This is a genomic window from Chitinophagaceae bacterium (assembly GCA_016713085.1).
GTDB lineage: Bacteria > Bacteroidota > Bacteroidia > Chitinophagales > Chitinophagaceae > Lacibacter.
In genome coordinates, this window is sequence record JADJPV010000001.1 from 100,341 (window position 1) to 116,780 (window position 16,440).

Genomic DNA, 16,440 nt, shown 5'->3' on the forward strand with positions numbered 1-16,440 from the left:
TTATATTTGCGAATCAACAACATCAACTGATTATTATACAACATCCATGAAGAAACTGTTTTTACTGATATTCACTTTTCTCAGCTTCACCCTTCTTGTATCTGCACAAACAGATACGCTTCCTAAATTCAAAGCAATTAAAAAAAATGGGGAGATCAGTATCAGCTGGATCAATAGTTTTAAGAATGTTTCGCAGGTAAATATTCAGCGGTCAAAAGACAGTACAAGAAATTTCAGCACCATTCATTCACTGTCGAACCCTAATGTAAAAAGCTATTCGTATGTTGATAAAACAGCGAAGAATGACAGTGGTTATTATCGCATCTTCGTTTTGTTTGAAGGTTCCAATTATATTTTCACTCCATCCAAACGTCTTTTTATTGATACAACGAAAATAGTTGCTCCCACGCCCAAGATTACTGCGATGATTGAAAGAGAAAAGGAAAGACCCAAAGAAGAAAAACCAAAAGAAGAAAAAGCACCTCCTCCTCCACCGAAACCTATATGGGTCCCTTCCATTTATGTGTTTACAGGAGATGATGGTAATGCGGTGATTAAAATTTCTGATGCAGCTTCAAAAAAATATTCAATCAGATTCATGAAAGAAGATGGCAGTATCCTTTTTGTAATACCACAGGTAAGGGAACAATATCTTACACTCGACAAGGTGAACTTCCTGAAATCGGGCTGGTATTATTTTGAATTATCGGTAGATGGAAAACTGAAAGAGAAAAATAAATTCAATCAATAAACTATTTTCACGAGTTAAAAGGAATGACAGAACTGAAATTAGAAAAGGCGAAGAAGTGTATTCCTAAAAAAGGTATAGCCTATTGATGGTAATGGGGGCGTGAAGCCATAAGCCTTTTTATTTGGGGCGGGGCCTGGTATTCCTAAAAAAAAAGGGCATCCTGAGAGTTACTATATCTCTTACTTTTATCTCTGACTTTTTATCTCTTACTATATGAGATAGAGAATCTCTTACTTCTTATCTCTTACTTTAAATCCTAAATTACATGAATTGTTGTATCTCTTACTTCTTATTTCTTACTTCTTACTCTTACTTCTTACTTCCTGCCTCCAGCTTCACATCAAACACTTTCTCAAAGTTCCGCTTCACTCGTTCTTTGGCTTCCTCAAAATCAACAGCTCTGCCTAATTCTTTTTGCAGCGAAGTCACCTGTTTGTTTTCAATACCACAGGGGATGATATAATTGAAGTAATCAAGATCAGTATTTACATTGAATGCAAATCCATGCATAGTGATCCATCTGCTGCAGCGTACACCCATTGCACAGATCTTCCGTTCTTTTCCTTTGATATCAGGATCAAGCCACACTCCTGTTTCACCCTTACTGCGATCTCCTTTCAATCCATAATCAGCCAGCGTTAAAATAATGATCTCTTCCAGTTTGCGCAGGTACTTACCAATATCTGTTTCAAATTTTTCCAAATCAAGAATAGGATAACCAACAATCTGCTGCGGACCATGAAAAGTTATATCGCCGCCACGGTTGGTTGGAAAATATTCAATCCCTTTTTCATTTCGTTCTTCTTCACTGATCAGGATATTCTTTACATCACCGCTTTTACCTAAGGTATAAACAGGAGGATGTTCTACAAAGAGTAAATAGTGGTTAGTCGTTAGCCGATAGTCAGGTTAGTCAAAGGTAAGTCCATTTTATTACTATCCGCTACCGGCTTCAGACTATCTGCTAATTTCCTCAGCTCCGACTTCACTTTCAAATTCTGCTGCATCAAAACTTCCTGGTAATCCCAGGCCTGCTGATACGGCATTTGCCCTAAATCTTCAAATTGTACTTCCTGCTTCATGAGCGGCAAAACTACAATGAATTCATTTCATAATTCCGGAGGGCTTATTTTTGCAGACAATGAGTAAAGAAGAACTGATAGAACTGGAAGGTGAACTCGATAACGGTGATGGCTCGGAAGAGTTATATGAGCGGATGCGTTTTGTGGTGAGTAAGGGGCAGGAACCACTGAGGATCGATAAATTTTTACTGACTAAGATCGAAGGTGCTACCCGTAATAAAGTGCAGCGTGGTATTGCATCTGGTCTTGTACTGGTGAATAACAGCCCGGTTAAGGCAAACTATAAGGTAAAGCCGGATGATGAGATCATTACCTTCTCTGATACTGCCCCTGCGGATACAGAGATCAAACCTGAAGAACTTCCGCTCAATATTGTGTACGAAGATGAATCTGTTGTAGTGGTAAATAAAGTGGCTGGTATGGTGATGCATCCCGGCAGTGGTAATTACAGTGGCACACTGGTGAATGGAATTGTATGGTATTTAAAACAGCAGCAACCCGAATTAACAGAAGATCAGCTGCCACGTTTCGGCATGGTACATCGCATTGATAAAAATACAAGTGGTTTGGTAGTGCTTGCAAAAAATGAACAGGCAAGTCTGCACTTAGCCAAACAATTTTTTGATCATACAGTTGAACGCAAATACATCGCCTTGGTTTGGGGCGATTTGAAAGAAGAAACAGGAACCATTACCGGGCATGTGGGCAGGCACCAGCGTTTCCGCAAAATCATGGATGTATATCCTGATGGTGAATATGGTAAAGAAGCCACCACACATTACAAAGTCTTAGAACGCTTTGGCTATACTACATTGGTTGAGTGCCGGCTGGAAACCGGACGCACACACCAGATTCGTGTTCATATGCAGCATATCGGTCATCCATTGTTTAATGATGATACGTATGGCGGCGACCGAATTGTAAAAGGAACCGTTTATACCAAGTATAAGCAGTTTGTTGATAATTGTTTTAATATTTGTGCAAGACAGGCATTGCATGCTCAAACACTTGGCTTTACACATCCAAAAACGCAGAAACGGATTTTGTTTGAAAGTGAACTGGCCATTGATATGCAGAAAGTGATTGAAAGGTGGAGGGTGTATACAAAAGCAAAAAATCTACTGGAAGAAGAATAAAAAAGCCTCTTCCCTCTTATCCCTTCTCCCGTAGAGAAGGGACGGTACACCATCACTTCTCTAAACATTTAATTCTACCACATCAACTATAAATCGCTATTGATCCTTATAGACGCTTGCAAAATATTATAGACTCTGAATAGTGTGGGCTGTGCAATGCAGTTCCCCCTTTAGGGGGCGGAGGGGGCTTTGGTTTTATTTTGGAAACACCATCTTATAATCTACATTCACTTTCCCTCTTGAAATATCATCAAGTTTGCCTTTTAACAGTTTACGCTTTAAAGGCTTGAGGTAATCAATAAACAGCTTGCCTTCAATATGATCGTACTCATGCAGGATCACTCTTGCAGTAATGCCATCAAATGTATTTACATGTTCTTTGAAGTTCTCGTCCATGTATCGGATGGTAACTTCTTCCGCACGGTAAATATCTTCACGGATCTTCGGGATACTTAAACAACCTTCATTATATACCCAGTCATCCCCAACAATTCTTCCACCTGTGCATTGATGAATACCTGTTTTATCCCCGGCGCATCAGGATACATCAGCGTTTCTTCTTCATCCATATTGGCAAACATCTGGGAGCTGTCCATTACAAACAGACGGATATCACGGTTTACCTGCGGTGCTGCAAGTCCAACGCCGTTGGAAGAGTACATGGTTTCCCACATGTCTGCAATAAACTTGTCCAGGTTAGGATAATCGGGGCTGATATCCTTGCTCACCTTTCTTAACACTTCAAAACCGTATGCAACAATGGGTAAAATCATGGCTGTTCAAAAAAATTGATTTGCAAAAGTAAGTGTTGGAGTTTACAATTCCTTAACCGGATGCTTATGTGCGCTGCATATATTCCTGCAGCATAATGGTGGCGGCTATTTCATCCACCAGTTTTTTATCCCGGCGCTGCATTTTCTTCATTCCCATTTCCAGCATGGCATTTTTCGCCATTTTGGAAGTATAGCGTTCATCAACGGTTTCAATGGGCATAGTGGGAAAGTTTTTCTTCAATTGTTCGATTGCCCGTTTTACCAAAGGAGTTGCATGCGTATCCGTATCGTCCCAGTTAGTGGGCATACCGATGACGATCTTTTCCACCTGCTCTTTGCTGAAATAGTCTTTCAGAAAAGGGATGAAGTTTTTTGTTTCGATGGTGGTTAATCCTGTTGCAATGATTTGCAAAGGATCAGTAACGGCAATGCCGGTGCGTTTACCGCCATAGTCAATGCAAATTATACGGGCCATAAACCCCTCCCGTCCTCCCCTGAAAGGGAGGTGATTTGCTGTTGTACTGCGATTGAAGTTTCTATTCTGTATTTCATCAATGAACAAAAGTAACAAGTCTCCCTTTAGGGAGATTTAGAGGGTTAATATATCAGCGATTACAAACACCGCAAACACTACACTCGCTATTCCATTTGCTGTCATGAAAGCAATATTTACTTTTCGCAAATCATCGGGCTTAACTATGGAATGCTGATAGATGAGCATGCCTGCAAATACAGCAACGCCGATCCAGTACAACCATCCGAAACCTCCACAAACTCCGGCAGCAATCACACATCCCGCACCAAACACATGTAATACTTCTGAAACATGCAAGGCTTTTGCTTTTCCCAACGAGGCAGGAATCGATTTTAATTCATACTCCTTATCAAATTCTTCGTCCTGTAAGGCATAAATAATATCAAAACCACTTACCCAGAACAAAACAGTGAATGAAAACAAAATGGGTAGCAACGCAAACTTACCTGTTACGGCAAGATATGCACCAATTGGTGCTAATGCCAAACCCAATCCCAGAACCAAATGACAAAGTGGTGTAAAGCGTTTGGTGAAACTGTAACCCAATACTACTAGCAAAGCAACCGGCGATAAAGAAAAACAAAGTGAATTGATGAAATAAGTTGTGATGATAAACAGCACACTGGTTAATATCGTAAACAGTAAAGCACTGTTGGCTGAAATGATACCGGCAGGTATTTCACGGATAGCAGTGCGTGGATTTTTTGCATCAAAGCTCCTGTCTAAATATCGGTTGAAGGCCATTGCCGCACTACGGGCGAAAATCATACAGAGAATGACAAGAAATAGATACTGAATGATAAGCAAGTTGCAAGGTTGCTCTCTAAAAATAGAGATCGGTTGAATCTTTATTCTAAAAGGAATGCAACAGCTCGATTCAAGCCCCATTTAAAATTTAAAAAATTATATCCCCATCCTTTGGGAAGATAGTTTGAAGAGTCTATTTTTAATAAAATCACTCCTAACGCAAATCCAATCAATGCAAATGGCAAGGCAAAAATTGTATGCGAAAATTTAATGAGGCTTAAATAGTTTTTTACTTTAGTCATCCCTTACAAATACTTTATTTTTTTACAATCCTGTTCCGGGTTATTTCCCATAATACCACTCCTGCCGCCACAGAAATATTCAGCGAATGTTTCATTCCAAACTGGGGTATTTCAATACATCCATCGCATTGCTGCAATGTTTCCTGCTCCACCCCTTCTGCTTCATTGCCAAAGATGATAGCGATCTGTTCATCCTCTGCTTTTTTATAATCCTGCAACAATATACTTCCTTCCGTTTGTTCAATCCCAAAGATCTTATAACTGGCTGCTTTCAGTTCTGCAATCGCATCGGCTGTCCGTTGAAAATATTTCCAGGTAACAGTTTCGGTTGCACCCAAGGCTGTTTTATGAATATCACGGTGTGGTGGTTGAGGCGTGTAGCCAATGAGATAGATCGCTTCCACTAAAAACGCATCAGCCGTGCGGAACACAGAGCCCACATTCTGCATGCTGCGGATATTTTCCAGCACCACAATTACTTTATTCTTCTCCGCTTCTTTGAATTCATCTACTGACTTGCGGTTTAGTTCATCCATACTCAGTTTACGCATTCCGGCAAAGATAATTGGCGATCTGCAATGGGCAATGGATGAATGCCTGTTCTCAGCTTATCAAACAGAAATGCAAAGAAATCAGCAATTATTCACAGACTAACTCGCTGCAACTCACAGCCCTCTCGTCTTCCCCACACAAATACACATTGACTCTGAGTTTGGGGTACTTCGTACATCATACATCTTACATCGTAGTTCCTCCCCCATTCCGCCCTTAATACCTTACCTTTGCCGCAAATTTTGATAAAGTATATGAACACATTTGAAGCGCTTGGTTTGGACGAAAGATTGATGAAAGCGATTAGTGAACTCGGTTTTACAACTCCCACCCCGATACAGGAAAAAGCAATTCCCGTTTTGTTAAGCGGAACAACGGATTTAATTGGCCTTGCCCAAACGGGTACAGGTAAAACAGCAGCATTTGGCTTACCCCTTTTGCAATTGCTCGACGAAAACAAAAAATTTCCACAGGCATTGATCGTTTGCCCTACACGTGAACTCTGTTTACAGATTGTAAAAGAGATGGATATTTTTAAGAAACACATGAAGCATGTTAACGTGGTTGCTGTGTACGGTGGTACTTCCATCGGCATGCAGATCCGTGACATTAAAGAGGTGTACAGGTTGTTGTGGCAACTCCCGGCCGATTAATTGATTTGATAGAACGTAAAGCAATCAACCTCGGAGAAATTCAGTACGTGGTACTTGATGAGGCAGATGAAATGCTGAACATGGGTTTCCAAGATGACATTGAATTTATTCTGCAGAACACACCCAAGAAAGAAAGTACCTGGTTATTCAGTGCAACCATGCCTCCTGAAATCCGCAAGGTGAGCCGCAAGTACATGAAAGATCCGGTAGAAGTTACAGTTGGTAAAATGAATACGGCTAACGTAAATATCGATCACCAGTATTTTGTTGTTTCATCGCAGCACCGTTATGAAGCATTAAAACGTTTGATCGATTTCAACCCAGGCATTTACGGTATCATCTTTACACGTACTAAAGTTGATGCACAGGCTATTTCAGAAAAGCTTACCCGTGAAGGTTATGATATTGATGCATTGCATGGCGATCTTACCCAGCAGCAGAGAGATGCAGTTATGGGCCAGTTCCGTGATAAAACATTACAGCTGCTCATTGCAACCGATGTTGCTGCACGTGGTATTGATGTAAAAGATATTACCCATGTTATCAACTATGAGTTACCCGATGATATGGAAGTATACACCCACCGTAGTGGTCGTACAGGCCGTGCTGGAAAGACGGGTATTTGTATGAGTATTGTACACAGTCGTGAAATTGGAAAGATCCGCCAGATTGAACGTATTGCACAAACACAGTTGAAAAAATTTGAGATCCCTACCGGAAAAGATGTTTGCCGCAAGCAATTCTTTTCGTTCATGGATAAAGTGATCAACACAGATGTAAGCAATGAAGAATATGAAACCTATGTTCCCATGCTGCAGGAAAAATTTGCTGAAATGAGCAAAGAAGATATCCTGAAGCGTGTGGCAGCAATGGAGTTCGACCGTTTCCTTAAATATTATGAAAATGCGGAAGATCTCAACATCCGTGAACGTGGCCGTGACTTCGACAAATTCAAAAGAGATGATCGTGGACAGGGTCGTAGTCGTGAAAGAGAGCGTGAGCGTATTGTACCGGGGCGTACAGTAGAAGGCCGTAAACCATACCGTGATACACAGGGTCGTGACTTTGGCGGTGCTGGCAACAGTGGCGGCGGCGGTTATACCAAACTGTTTGTGAACCTTGGCACTAAAGATGGTTTCTACAAAGCAAGTTTCTTACAATTCATTTTAGATATGAGTGAACTGCGTAAAGAATCACTGGGCAAAATTGATATGCGTGAGCTGAACACATGGGTGGAAGTTGACAGCAAATCAGCAAGGCAAATGATCAGTGCAGTTGACGGTAAAAAATTCAAAGGCAGAAGTATCAGGATGAATGATGCAAACAGCAGATAAGAATTTGAAATATTAAAAGCAAAACGCCGCATCATTCAATGCGGCGTTTTTTTATACATCATATTAGACATCACTCAACTTCATTCAATAAAAAACCCCGACGTTTCCGTCGGGGTTTGTATTCTAAAGTATTACTTTATTTATGCATTCACTTTGCCCTTCACCTTTGCAATCACTTCTTCAGCGATATTGTTTGGTGCAGGAGCATAATGACTGAACTCCATGGTTGAAGTTGCACGGCCTGAAGACAATGAACGCAACTGTGTAACATAACCAAACATTTCACTTAATGGAACTTTGGCTCTGATCACCTGTGCATTTCCTTTTGTATCCATTCCTTCCAGCATACCACGACGACGGTTTAAGTCACCTGTTACATCACCCATGTACTGATCAGGAGTTACCACTTCTACTTTCATGATTGGTTCGAGCAATGTTGGTTTTGCTTTGCGGCCGGCTTCACGGAAACCACCCTTTGCACAAAGTTCAAAACTCATTGCATCAGAATCCACATCATGGTAACTGCCATCAAATACACGAACTTTCATGTTCACCATCGGATAGTTAGCCAGTACACCATTGGTCATTGCTGATTCGAAACCTTTTGTAATAGCAGGAACAAATTCTTTTGGAATTGATCCACCAAACAAATCGTTTACGAACTGGTAGCTCTTACCCGGGTTCTCTGTTAACCATGTTTCATCAGCTGGCCCGATTTCGAAAATGATATCGGCAAACTTACCACGACCACCAGACTGTTTCTTCAACACTTCACGGTGCTCAACTGATTGTTTGAACGCTTCTTTATAAGCCACCATCGGTGCACCCTGATTGATTTCAACCTTGAATTCACGACGCATACGGTCAACAATAATCTCTAAGTGTAATTCACCCATACCACTCAGGATGGTTTGTCCTGTTTCTTCATCTGTTCTTACACGCAGAGTAGGATCTTCTTCTACCAGTTTAGAAATAGCCAGGCCCATTTTATCAACGTCGGCCTGTGCTTTTGGTTCAACTGCTAAAGAGATTACAGGCTCAGGAATAAACATGTTCTCCAGAGTGATCGGATGATTTTCATCGCACAAAGTATCCCCTGTTTTAATTTCCTTGAAACCTACTGCAGCACCAATATCACCAGCTTCAATAAAGTCGATTGGATTTTGCTTGTTGGCAAACATCTTCATGATACGGCTGATACGCTCTTTCTTACCGCTTCTTACATTCAACACATAAGAACCTGCATCCAGATGACCTGAATACACCCGGAAGAATGCAAGACGACCAACGAAAGGATCAGTCATGATTTTAAAGGCCAGAGCTGCAAAAGGTTCTTTCGCATCAGGATGACGTTCAATTTCAGCACCAGTATCAGGATCTGTTCCTTTAATGGCTTCAATATCCATTGGTGAAGGCAGGTAACGGCAAACAGCATCGAGTGCAGTTTGTACACCTTTATTTTTGAAAGAAGAACCGCACATCATTGGCACAATGCTTAAATCAATGGTTGCCTTACGTACTGCTTCATGAATTTCATCTTCCGTAATGGAATCAGGATTATCAAAAAACTTCTCCATCAACCTGTCATCGTATTCTGCAACGGCTTCTACTAACTGTGCTCTCCAGTCTTTTGCTTCTTCCAGCATATCAGCAGGAATTTCGATTTCATCAAAGGTCATTCCTTCTGTTTCCATGTGCCAGATAATTCCTTTCATTTTGATCAGATCAACCACACCGCCAAAATCATCTTCAGCACCAATTGGCAACTGAAGAGGAACTGCTTTTGAACCAAGCATTTCACGAACCTGCTTCACTACATTGAGGAAGTCGGCACCGCTGCGGTCCATTTTATTTACGAAACCAATACGTGGTACATTGTAACGGTTTTCCTGGCGCCAAACAGTTTCAGATTGTGGTTCAACACCATCAACCGCACTGAACAACGCAATCAAACCATCCAGTACACGCATGGAACGTTCTACCTCAACGGTAAAATCCACGTGGCCCGGAGTATCAATGATATTGAACGCATATTTTTTTGTATCAGCATTTACAACACCTTTTGTTGTAGGAAAACTCCAATGACAGCTTACAGCCGCAGAAGTAATGGTTATACCTCTTTCCTTTTCCTGCTCCATCCAGTCGGTAGTAGCTGCACCATCGTGCACCTCACCAATTCTGTGGATCATACCCGTGTAGCGCAGGATACGCTCAGTGGTAGTTGTTTTACCGGCATCAATATGAGCCGCAATACCGAAGTTTCTCTGAAATCTTAAATCTGCCATGACTATTTGATTTGAATGTTTATCTTTTTAAAGATTGAAAATGAAATTATTTTATCAGCTATTGTTTCTTTGTTGATCACCTGTTGCGTCGCACACTTCAGGGCTTTGGGATAGTTATCAGCTTATAGATGGGAAGGAAGCCCGGTTTATCCGGAACACCTGAAGCTGATATGTAAGATTTATACTCTCATATTATGCCGGTCAACAAATAATCCAATTCCACGTAGATCAAACACCTCTTTTGATTATCTATTTAGGCGCCGCAAAAGTATGGATTTTTCCTGAGTGAAAAGCCAGCCCTCCCAAAAAAGTGGAAAACAAAAATCCCCCCGAAATACGGAGGGATTTGACTATAATGAAAGCTTTTATTAAGTTCTGAAGTGAGCAAATGCTTTGTTAGCTTCTGCCATACGGTGTGTGTCTTCTTTCTTTTTGAAAGCACCACCTTCACCTTTACTTGCACTTACAATTTCATTGGCTAATTTATCAGCCATGCTGCGTCCGTTTCTTTCACGGCTGTAGCGGATGAGCCATTTAATGCTCAATGAAATTTTTCTGTCTGTACGTACTTCAGCAGGAATCTGGAAAGTTGCACCACCAATACGGCGGCTTCTTACTTCAACTGCAGGAGTTACATTAGCAATTGCCTTTTTCCAAACTTCGTAACCATCTTCACCGGTAGTTTTTGCTACCTTATCAACAGCATCATAAAAAATATTGAACGCAATACTTTTTTTACCCTGCCACATTAAATTGTTTACAAAGCGGCTCACCAAAACGTCGTTAAACTTTGGATCTGGTGCAAGCGCAATTTTTTTAGGTTTCGTCTTCCTCATTGTATATAATAATTACTTTATGAGATTATTTTTTAGCTTTTTCTTTCTTGGTACCATATTTCGAACGGCTCTTCTTACGGTCTTTTACACCGGCAGTATCCAGTGAACCACGAACGATATGATAACGTACACCCGGTAAATCTTTCACACGACCACCACGCACCAGCACAATGGAGTGCTCCTGCAGGTTGTGACCTTCACCGGGGATGTAAGCAATCACTTCCACTTTGTTGGTTAAACGCACTTTCGCTACTTTACGCAGTGCTGAGTTTGGCTTTTTAGGCGTAGTCGTGTAAACACGGGTACAAACTCCTCTGCGGAAAGGACAACTGTCCAACGCACGGGATTTGCTTTTCGCCCTGATAATTTCTCGTCCTTTTCTTACTAATTGTTGAATTGTAGGCATTCGTGACCTTTTATTTTTCGGACGGCAAAGGTAAGCGGTAATATAATACAAACAAAAACTTTAGGATATTTTCTGCTTCTATTAATCCACAGGCAACGCTATTTTTGTGGAGAGAATCTGAAAAATGGATAAATATTCATTAAATTCAAAGTATTTTCGAGCAATAACCCAACTGAAAACAAGTTTAATAACTTACATGAAACTTACCCCCAACCTTAAATATCATTGTCTTTTTTTAAGGCTGGGTATCTTTACGTTATCCCTGTTGGTATTTAATTTTCAATCGTTTTCACAGGCTCTTGTGGCGAATTTTACAGCTACCCCCTTTCCGGGTGTTCTCCGTTAGTGGTAACATTTACTGACCAATCAACCGGGGGCTACTTCCTGGCTTTGGGATCTGGGTAATGGTGTAATTTCTACTGATCGGAATCCTTCTACCATTTATGCAAACCCCGGGACTTATACGGTTATCCTAACAGCAACAAACGCAAGCGGATCAAATACAGTAACCAAAACAAATTTTATTACTGTAAATCCCACTCCGATTCCGGATTTTAATGCAAGTACCAGGTCTGGTTGTTTCCCCTTACGTGTACAGTTTAGCGATTTGTCTGATCCCGTTTTTGGAACAATTGTAAGTTGGGACTGGAACTTTGGAAACGGCGGAACATCTACTTTACAAAACCCCCTGTATGTATATACCACAGCAGGCAGTTTCTTTGTAAGCCTTACTGTAACTAACAGTTCGGGCTGTACTAAAACAATTGTCAGGTCTAATTACATTACTGTATTGAATGGTGTAAAAGCAGACTTTAATTTTAACCCGGCTCAAAACTGTAAACCTCCTGAAACAATAACATTCAATAATCTTTCTACCGGTCCGCCTGTTTTAAGTTACCAATGGGACTTTGGCGATGGTAATACTTCAACAGCTCTTAACCCAAACAATAACTATTTAAGCGCAGGGCCATTTACAGTACGATTAATTACAACCAGTACCCAGGGATGTGTTGATACAATTGTAAAAACAAATTATGTTCAGCTTAATAATTTTCAACCAACCATCGGAGCTCCTGACAGTGCCTGTGTAAATACTCCAATCAATCTGCAAAATTTATCTGTTCCAACACCTCCTAACTCATTATGGAATTTTGGCGATGCAACAACATCATCACAAACCAACCCCGTAAAAACATATACTGCTGTTGGAACTTATACAATCAAATTAATAAACTTTAATGCTGCCTGCAGTGACTCGATAACAAAAACAATTCTCATACGGCCAAAACCAACTGCCAATTTTGTAACCACAGATCTCATTGCATGTAAAGCTCCCCATACAGTTAACTTTCAAAACCTTTCTGCAGGTGGAACAGGTTATGAATGGGATTTTGGTGATGGTAATACATCCACACTATTAAACCCGGTACATACTTACACCGCTACCGGCAATTTTACCGTTCGCTTAGTTGTAACAAATGGTTCAGGATGTACCGATACGTTAACAAGAGCAGCATATATTCAGGTGCAGCGACCTTTATTTAATCCATTAATCAACCCGAATGAAGGTTGCAGATTGTTAAATGTAAATTTCCAGGCAAACTCAAGTTCACTTGATGGAATTACATCCTGGTTCTGGGATTTTGGTGATGGCAATACATCTGTTTTACAAAACCCAAATCATGTGTATGATTCAGGAAGCTATTCTGTTAAACTCAGAATTGTTACCGGGCTTGGCTGCATTGATTCAACCCGTTACGACAGTGTGCGTGTTGGTGTGAAACCGGTAGCAGCTTTCAGTGCAGTTCCTTTAAATGTCTGCGCATTTGCAGATGTTCAGTTTACTGATTTATCAACTGGAAATCCCAATCAATGGTTCTGGGATTTTGGCGATGGTAACAGTTCAATCCTTCAAAACCCAACTCATACTTACCAAGATACAGGTCTGTTCTCCATCCGGCTTTTTATTTACAACAACCGATGTCCGGATACTTCAATTGTTTTAGATTATATCAGGGTGCTTCCTCCCATTTCCCGGTTTAATTATGCTGTCAACTGCGGAGTAAATAAACGGGAAGTAATTTTTACTGATCAATCTGTTGCACCGTTAACTTGGAACTGGGATTTTGGTGATGGCAATACATCAACCGCACAAAATCCTTCACATGTATACGCAGCACTGGGCACATACACTGTTAAACTAACGGTAACTAATGGAAGCTGCTCCCACGATGTGTCACATACTTTTACATTGGTTGATGAAACACCCGACTTTACTGCAGTAAAACAAACTGCATGCAGAAATGAAGTCATCCAGTTTAACGGCATCAATTTCAATCCTGCAAATATCAGTTCCTATAGCTGGGATTTGGGTGATGGCGACACATCTACTTTACTCAACCCTACGCATAGTTATCCCAATGCAGGCAATTATGCCATCCGGTTAATCATTACAGATATCAATGGCTGCAGCGACACTTTACTGCGTAATAATTACATCCGTGTAAACGGACCTGTTGCAAGTTTCACCATTAATCAAACGCAATTATGTTTAAGCAGCAGTGTGAGTTTAACCAACACTTCAACACCGGATGGAGTAAATGTAATCAACCGTGTGGTGTGGGATATGGGCAATGGTGATATTCAAAATACATTAATCAATCCATTCGTTTATGTATATCCTGCTGCAGGAAACTATACAATTAAGCTCACAGTTACAGATGTTTCTGGATGTGCTGATTCTGTTTCACAAAATAATCTTGTTACAGTTCTGCAGCCAATAGCAAAATTTATTGTCGATACCCTCTCCTGCCCGGGCACTGTTTTACAGTTTACTAATCAATCAACAGGTGGTTCAGGTGCTGAAACTTATACATGGGATTTTGGTGATGGCAATACATCCACACTTGGAAATCCAACACACAGTTATGCTTCCGTTGGAATATATGCAGTTAAATTAATCATAAGCGAACCGATTGGCTGTTTGGATTCGATGACACTTAATATCCGTATTGATACACCAAGAGCTGCCTTTACTGTAAATGACACATTAACCATTTGTCAGCCATTTGAAGCGAAGTTTACTAATAACAGCAGTTACTTCATCAGTTCAACCTGGGATTTTGGCGATGGATTTGCATCAACTGATTTAAACCCTACTCACTTTTATGTTGTTCCCGGATATTACACCATACGGTTAATTGTACAATCAAATGGTGGTTGTACTGACACTGCTTATCAAACAATCAGGATTGGAAGGGATACCGGCACTCTCAATTATTTACCGTTAGATGGCTGTGCACCGCTCACTGTTAACTTCCAGGTAAGAACAGATTTCCCTTTGACATATACCTGGGATTTTGGCGACGGTCTTACACTTGTTACAACTGATTCAAACCAGGTGCATACTTATGGGCCCGGAATATTTATTCCAAAAATAATTATTAAGGACAGGCTTGGGTGTACCGGCATCATTGAAGGAATTGATTCAATTAAAGCATATGGATCAATACCCAACTTTGGTGTTGATTCGGCATTGTTCTGCGACAGGGGAACTGTTCAATTTATTGACTCATCTTTCTCTTCAGATATTATTACCGGTTATGTATGGGACTTTGGTGATGGCACTATATCGAATTCAATTACAGCTCCATCGCATACTTATACCGCACCGGGTTTATACAATGTAAAACTAACTATTACAACATTTCATGGATGCATCGACAGCGTTACTAAAACTGCACTGATAAAAGTAGTTCCGTCGCCGCAGATCAATATTATTGGAGACACAAGTTTCTGTATGCCTGCAAGTGTACTGCTGCAGGGACAATTGTTAAACCCCGATACTTCTGTTGTGAGCTGGCGGTGGGACATTGACGGACAGATTTTCAATGCACAAAACCCGCCTCCAATTATCAGGTCAGTTGCTGATACCATCTTCACTCAACTTGTTGCGACCAATGGAACAGGCTGTACCGATACGGCGTATAAAACAATTGTGGTGCATCCATTGCCAACAGTGAATGCAGGAAACGATACAACCATCTGCTTAGGAACTTTTGCAACATTAAATCCAACCGGTGCCGCAACTTATGTATGGAGCCCACCAACCTATCTTAACTGTACCAATTGTACCAACCCGCAGGCAAGTGTGCAAGACGATATTCAGTACACAGTTACAGGCACATCGCAATATGGTTGTGTAAATACAGACAGTGTACTTGTAAAAGTAAAAAAGCCATTTACAATTCTTGTTGGCCCGAGTGACACAATTTGTATTGGCCAAAGCACTGTATTACATGTAAGCGGTGCAGAAAATTACAGATGGTCACCTGCAGGTTCATTGAACGATTCAACCAGTGCAAATCCTGTTGCCTCCCCGACAGTTACAACAACCTATACAGTTAACGGATACGACAGTTTAAACTGTTTCCAAACAACAGCAACAGTTACTGTTGTGGTATATCCTTACCCAGTTGTAAATGCAGGAAGAGACACAACTATTCGTGGTGGAAATCCAGTAAGGTTATTGCCGCAATTATCTGCTGATGTAACCAGTGTACTCTGGTCGCCAATAACAAATTTATCATGCACTACCTGTATTAATCCAATTGCAACTCCAATTAAAACTACTACCTACCGCATCATTGCCAGCAACCCCGGAGTTTGCAGCAGCTTTGATGATGTAAAAATAACAGTGCTCTGCGACCGCAACAGCATCTTCATTCCCAATGCATTTACACCAAACGGCGATAATGTGAATGATCGTTTTTATGTAATGGGCTATGGAATTCAAAATGTAAAATCAATGCGTGTGTATAACCGTTGGGGAAATTTGATTTTTGAAAAAACATATGTAGATGCCAACGATCCATTAAAGGGTTGGGATGGAACTATGAACGGCCAACCGGCACCTCCGGGCCTGTTTACATACACAACAGAAATTATTTGCGGTGATGGAGGGATTTTCCCTGTATCAGGAACGGTGATACTAATCAGGTAAAATAAAAAAGCGGTTCTGTAGAACCGCTTTTTTATTTTCTGATAAC

10 protein-coding genes and 4 pseudogenes are annotated in these 16,440 nt (G+C 40.8%); 5 read left to right on the forward strand and 9 right to left on the reverse strand.

What is annotated here, in order from left to right; translation table 11 throughout:
• Positions 1–46: 46 nt before the first annotated feature.
• Positions 47–751, forward strand: a complete 705-nt coding sequence (locus tag IPK31_00505; GenBank protein ID MBK8086577.1) for a hypothetical protein — start codon at positions 47–49, stop codon at positions 749–751.
• 309 nt (positions 752–1,060) lie between these two features.
• On the opposite strand, the pseudogene lipB reads toward IPK31_00505, so the two are convergent.
• A pseudogene (lipB, locus tag IPK31_00510) lies at positions 1,061–1,833 on the reverse strand (lipoyl(octanoyl) transferase LipB).
• 59 nt (positions 1,834–1,892) lie between these two features.
• Here lipB and IPK31_00515 point away from each other — a divergent pair.
• On the forward strand, positions 1,893–2,969 hold the full coding sequence (locus IPK31_00515; GenBank protein ID MBK8086578.1) for an RluA family pseudouridine synthase: 1,077 nt from the start codon (positions 1,893–1,895) through the stop codon (positions 2,967–2,969).
• A gap of 195 nt (positions 2,970–3,164) precedes the next feature.
• On the opposite strand, the pseudogene IPK31_00520 reads toward IPK31_00515, so the two are convergent.
• The 5 genes and pseudogenes from IPK31_00520 to IPK31_00540 all read right to left on the reverse strand — a co-directional run bounded on the left by IPK31_00520 (position 3,165) and on the right by IPK31_00540 (position 5,862).
• Positions 3,165–3,742: pseudogene (locus tag IPK31_00520) on the reverse strand (peptide deformylase).
• A gap of 64 nt (positions 3,743–3,806) precedes the next feature.
• Complete coding sequence (gene ruvX, locus IPK31_00525; GenBank protein MBK8086579.1) at positions 3,807–4,217, reverse strand: Holliday junction resolvase RuvX; 411 nt, start codon at positions 4,215–4,217, stop codon at positions 3,807–3,809.
• Positions 4,218–4,331: 114 nt separating this feature from the next.
• The gene (locus tag IPK31_00530; GenBank protein ID MBK8086580.1) at positions 4,332–5,165 is read right to left on the reverse strand and encodes a UbiA family prenyltransferase; all 834 of its coding nucleotides are present in this window, start codon (positions 5,163–5,165) and stop codon (positions 4,332–4,334) included.
• A complete protein-coding gene (locus tag IPK31_00535; GenBank protein MBK8086581.1) occupies positions 5,126–5,326 on the reverse strand; it encodes a hypothetical protein in 201 nt (66 codons plus the stop codon). Before IPK31_00535 ends, IPK31_00530 begins: the two co-directional genes overlap by 40 nt.
• 14 nt (positions 5,327–5,340) lie before the next feature.
• Positions 5,341–5,862 carry an RNA methyltransferase gene (locus tag IPK31_00540; GenBank protein ID MBK8086582.1) on the reverse strand — a complete coding sequence of 174 codons (522 nt, stop codon included), beginning with the start codon at positions 5,860–5,862 and terminating at the stop codon, positions 5,341–5,343.
• Positions 5,863–6,132: 270 nt separating this feature from the next.
• Here IPK31_00540 and IPK31_00545 point away from each other — a divergent pair.
• Positions 6,133–7,865: pseudogene (locus IPK31_00545) on the forward strand (DEAD/DEAH box helicase).
• Positions 7,866–8,005: 140 nt separating this feature from the next.
• On the opposite strand, the gene fusA reads toward IPK31_00545, so the two are convergent.
• The 3 genes from fusA to IPK31_00560 form a co-directional block, all read right to left on the reverse strand.
• On the reverse strand, positions 8,006–10,150 hold the full coding sequence (gene fusA / locus IPK31_00550) for an elongation factor G (GenBank protein ID MBK8086583.1): 2,145 nt from the start codon (positions 10,148–10,150) through the stop codon (positions 8,006–8,008).
• Between the two features lie 368 nt (positions 10,151–10,518).
• The gene (gene rpsG, locus IPK31_00555) at positions 10,519–10,986 is read right to left on the reverse strand and encodes a 30S ribosomal protein S7 (protein ID MBK8086584.1); all 468 of its coding nucleotides are present in this window, start codon (positions 10,984–10,986) and stop codon (positions 10,519–10,521) included.
• 25 nt (positions 10,987–11,011) lie between these two features.
• Positions 11,012–11,392, reverse strand: coding sequence for a 30S ribosomal protein S12 (locus tag IPK31_00560; GenBank protein ID MBK8086585.1), 381 nt, complete (start codon positions 11,390–11,392; stop codon positions 11,012–11,014).
• Between the two features lie 358 nt (positions 11,393–11,750).
• On the opposite strand from IPK31_00560, the pseudogene IPK31_00565 reads away from it, so the two are divergent.
• A pseudogene (locus IPK31_00565) lies at positions 11,751–11,897 on the forward strand (PKD domain-containing protein).
• Positions 11,898–11,999: 102 nt separating this feature from the next.
• A complete protein-coding gene (locus IPK31_00570; GenBank protein ID MBK8086586.1) occupies positions 12,000–16,394 on the forward strand; it encodes a PKD domain-containing protein in 4,395 nt (1,464 codons plus the stop codon).
• The last annotated feature ends 46 nt before the right edge of the window (positions 16,395–16,440 follow it).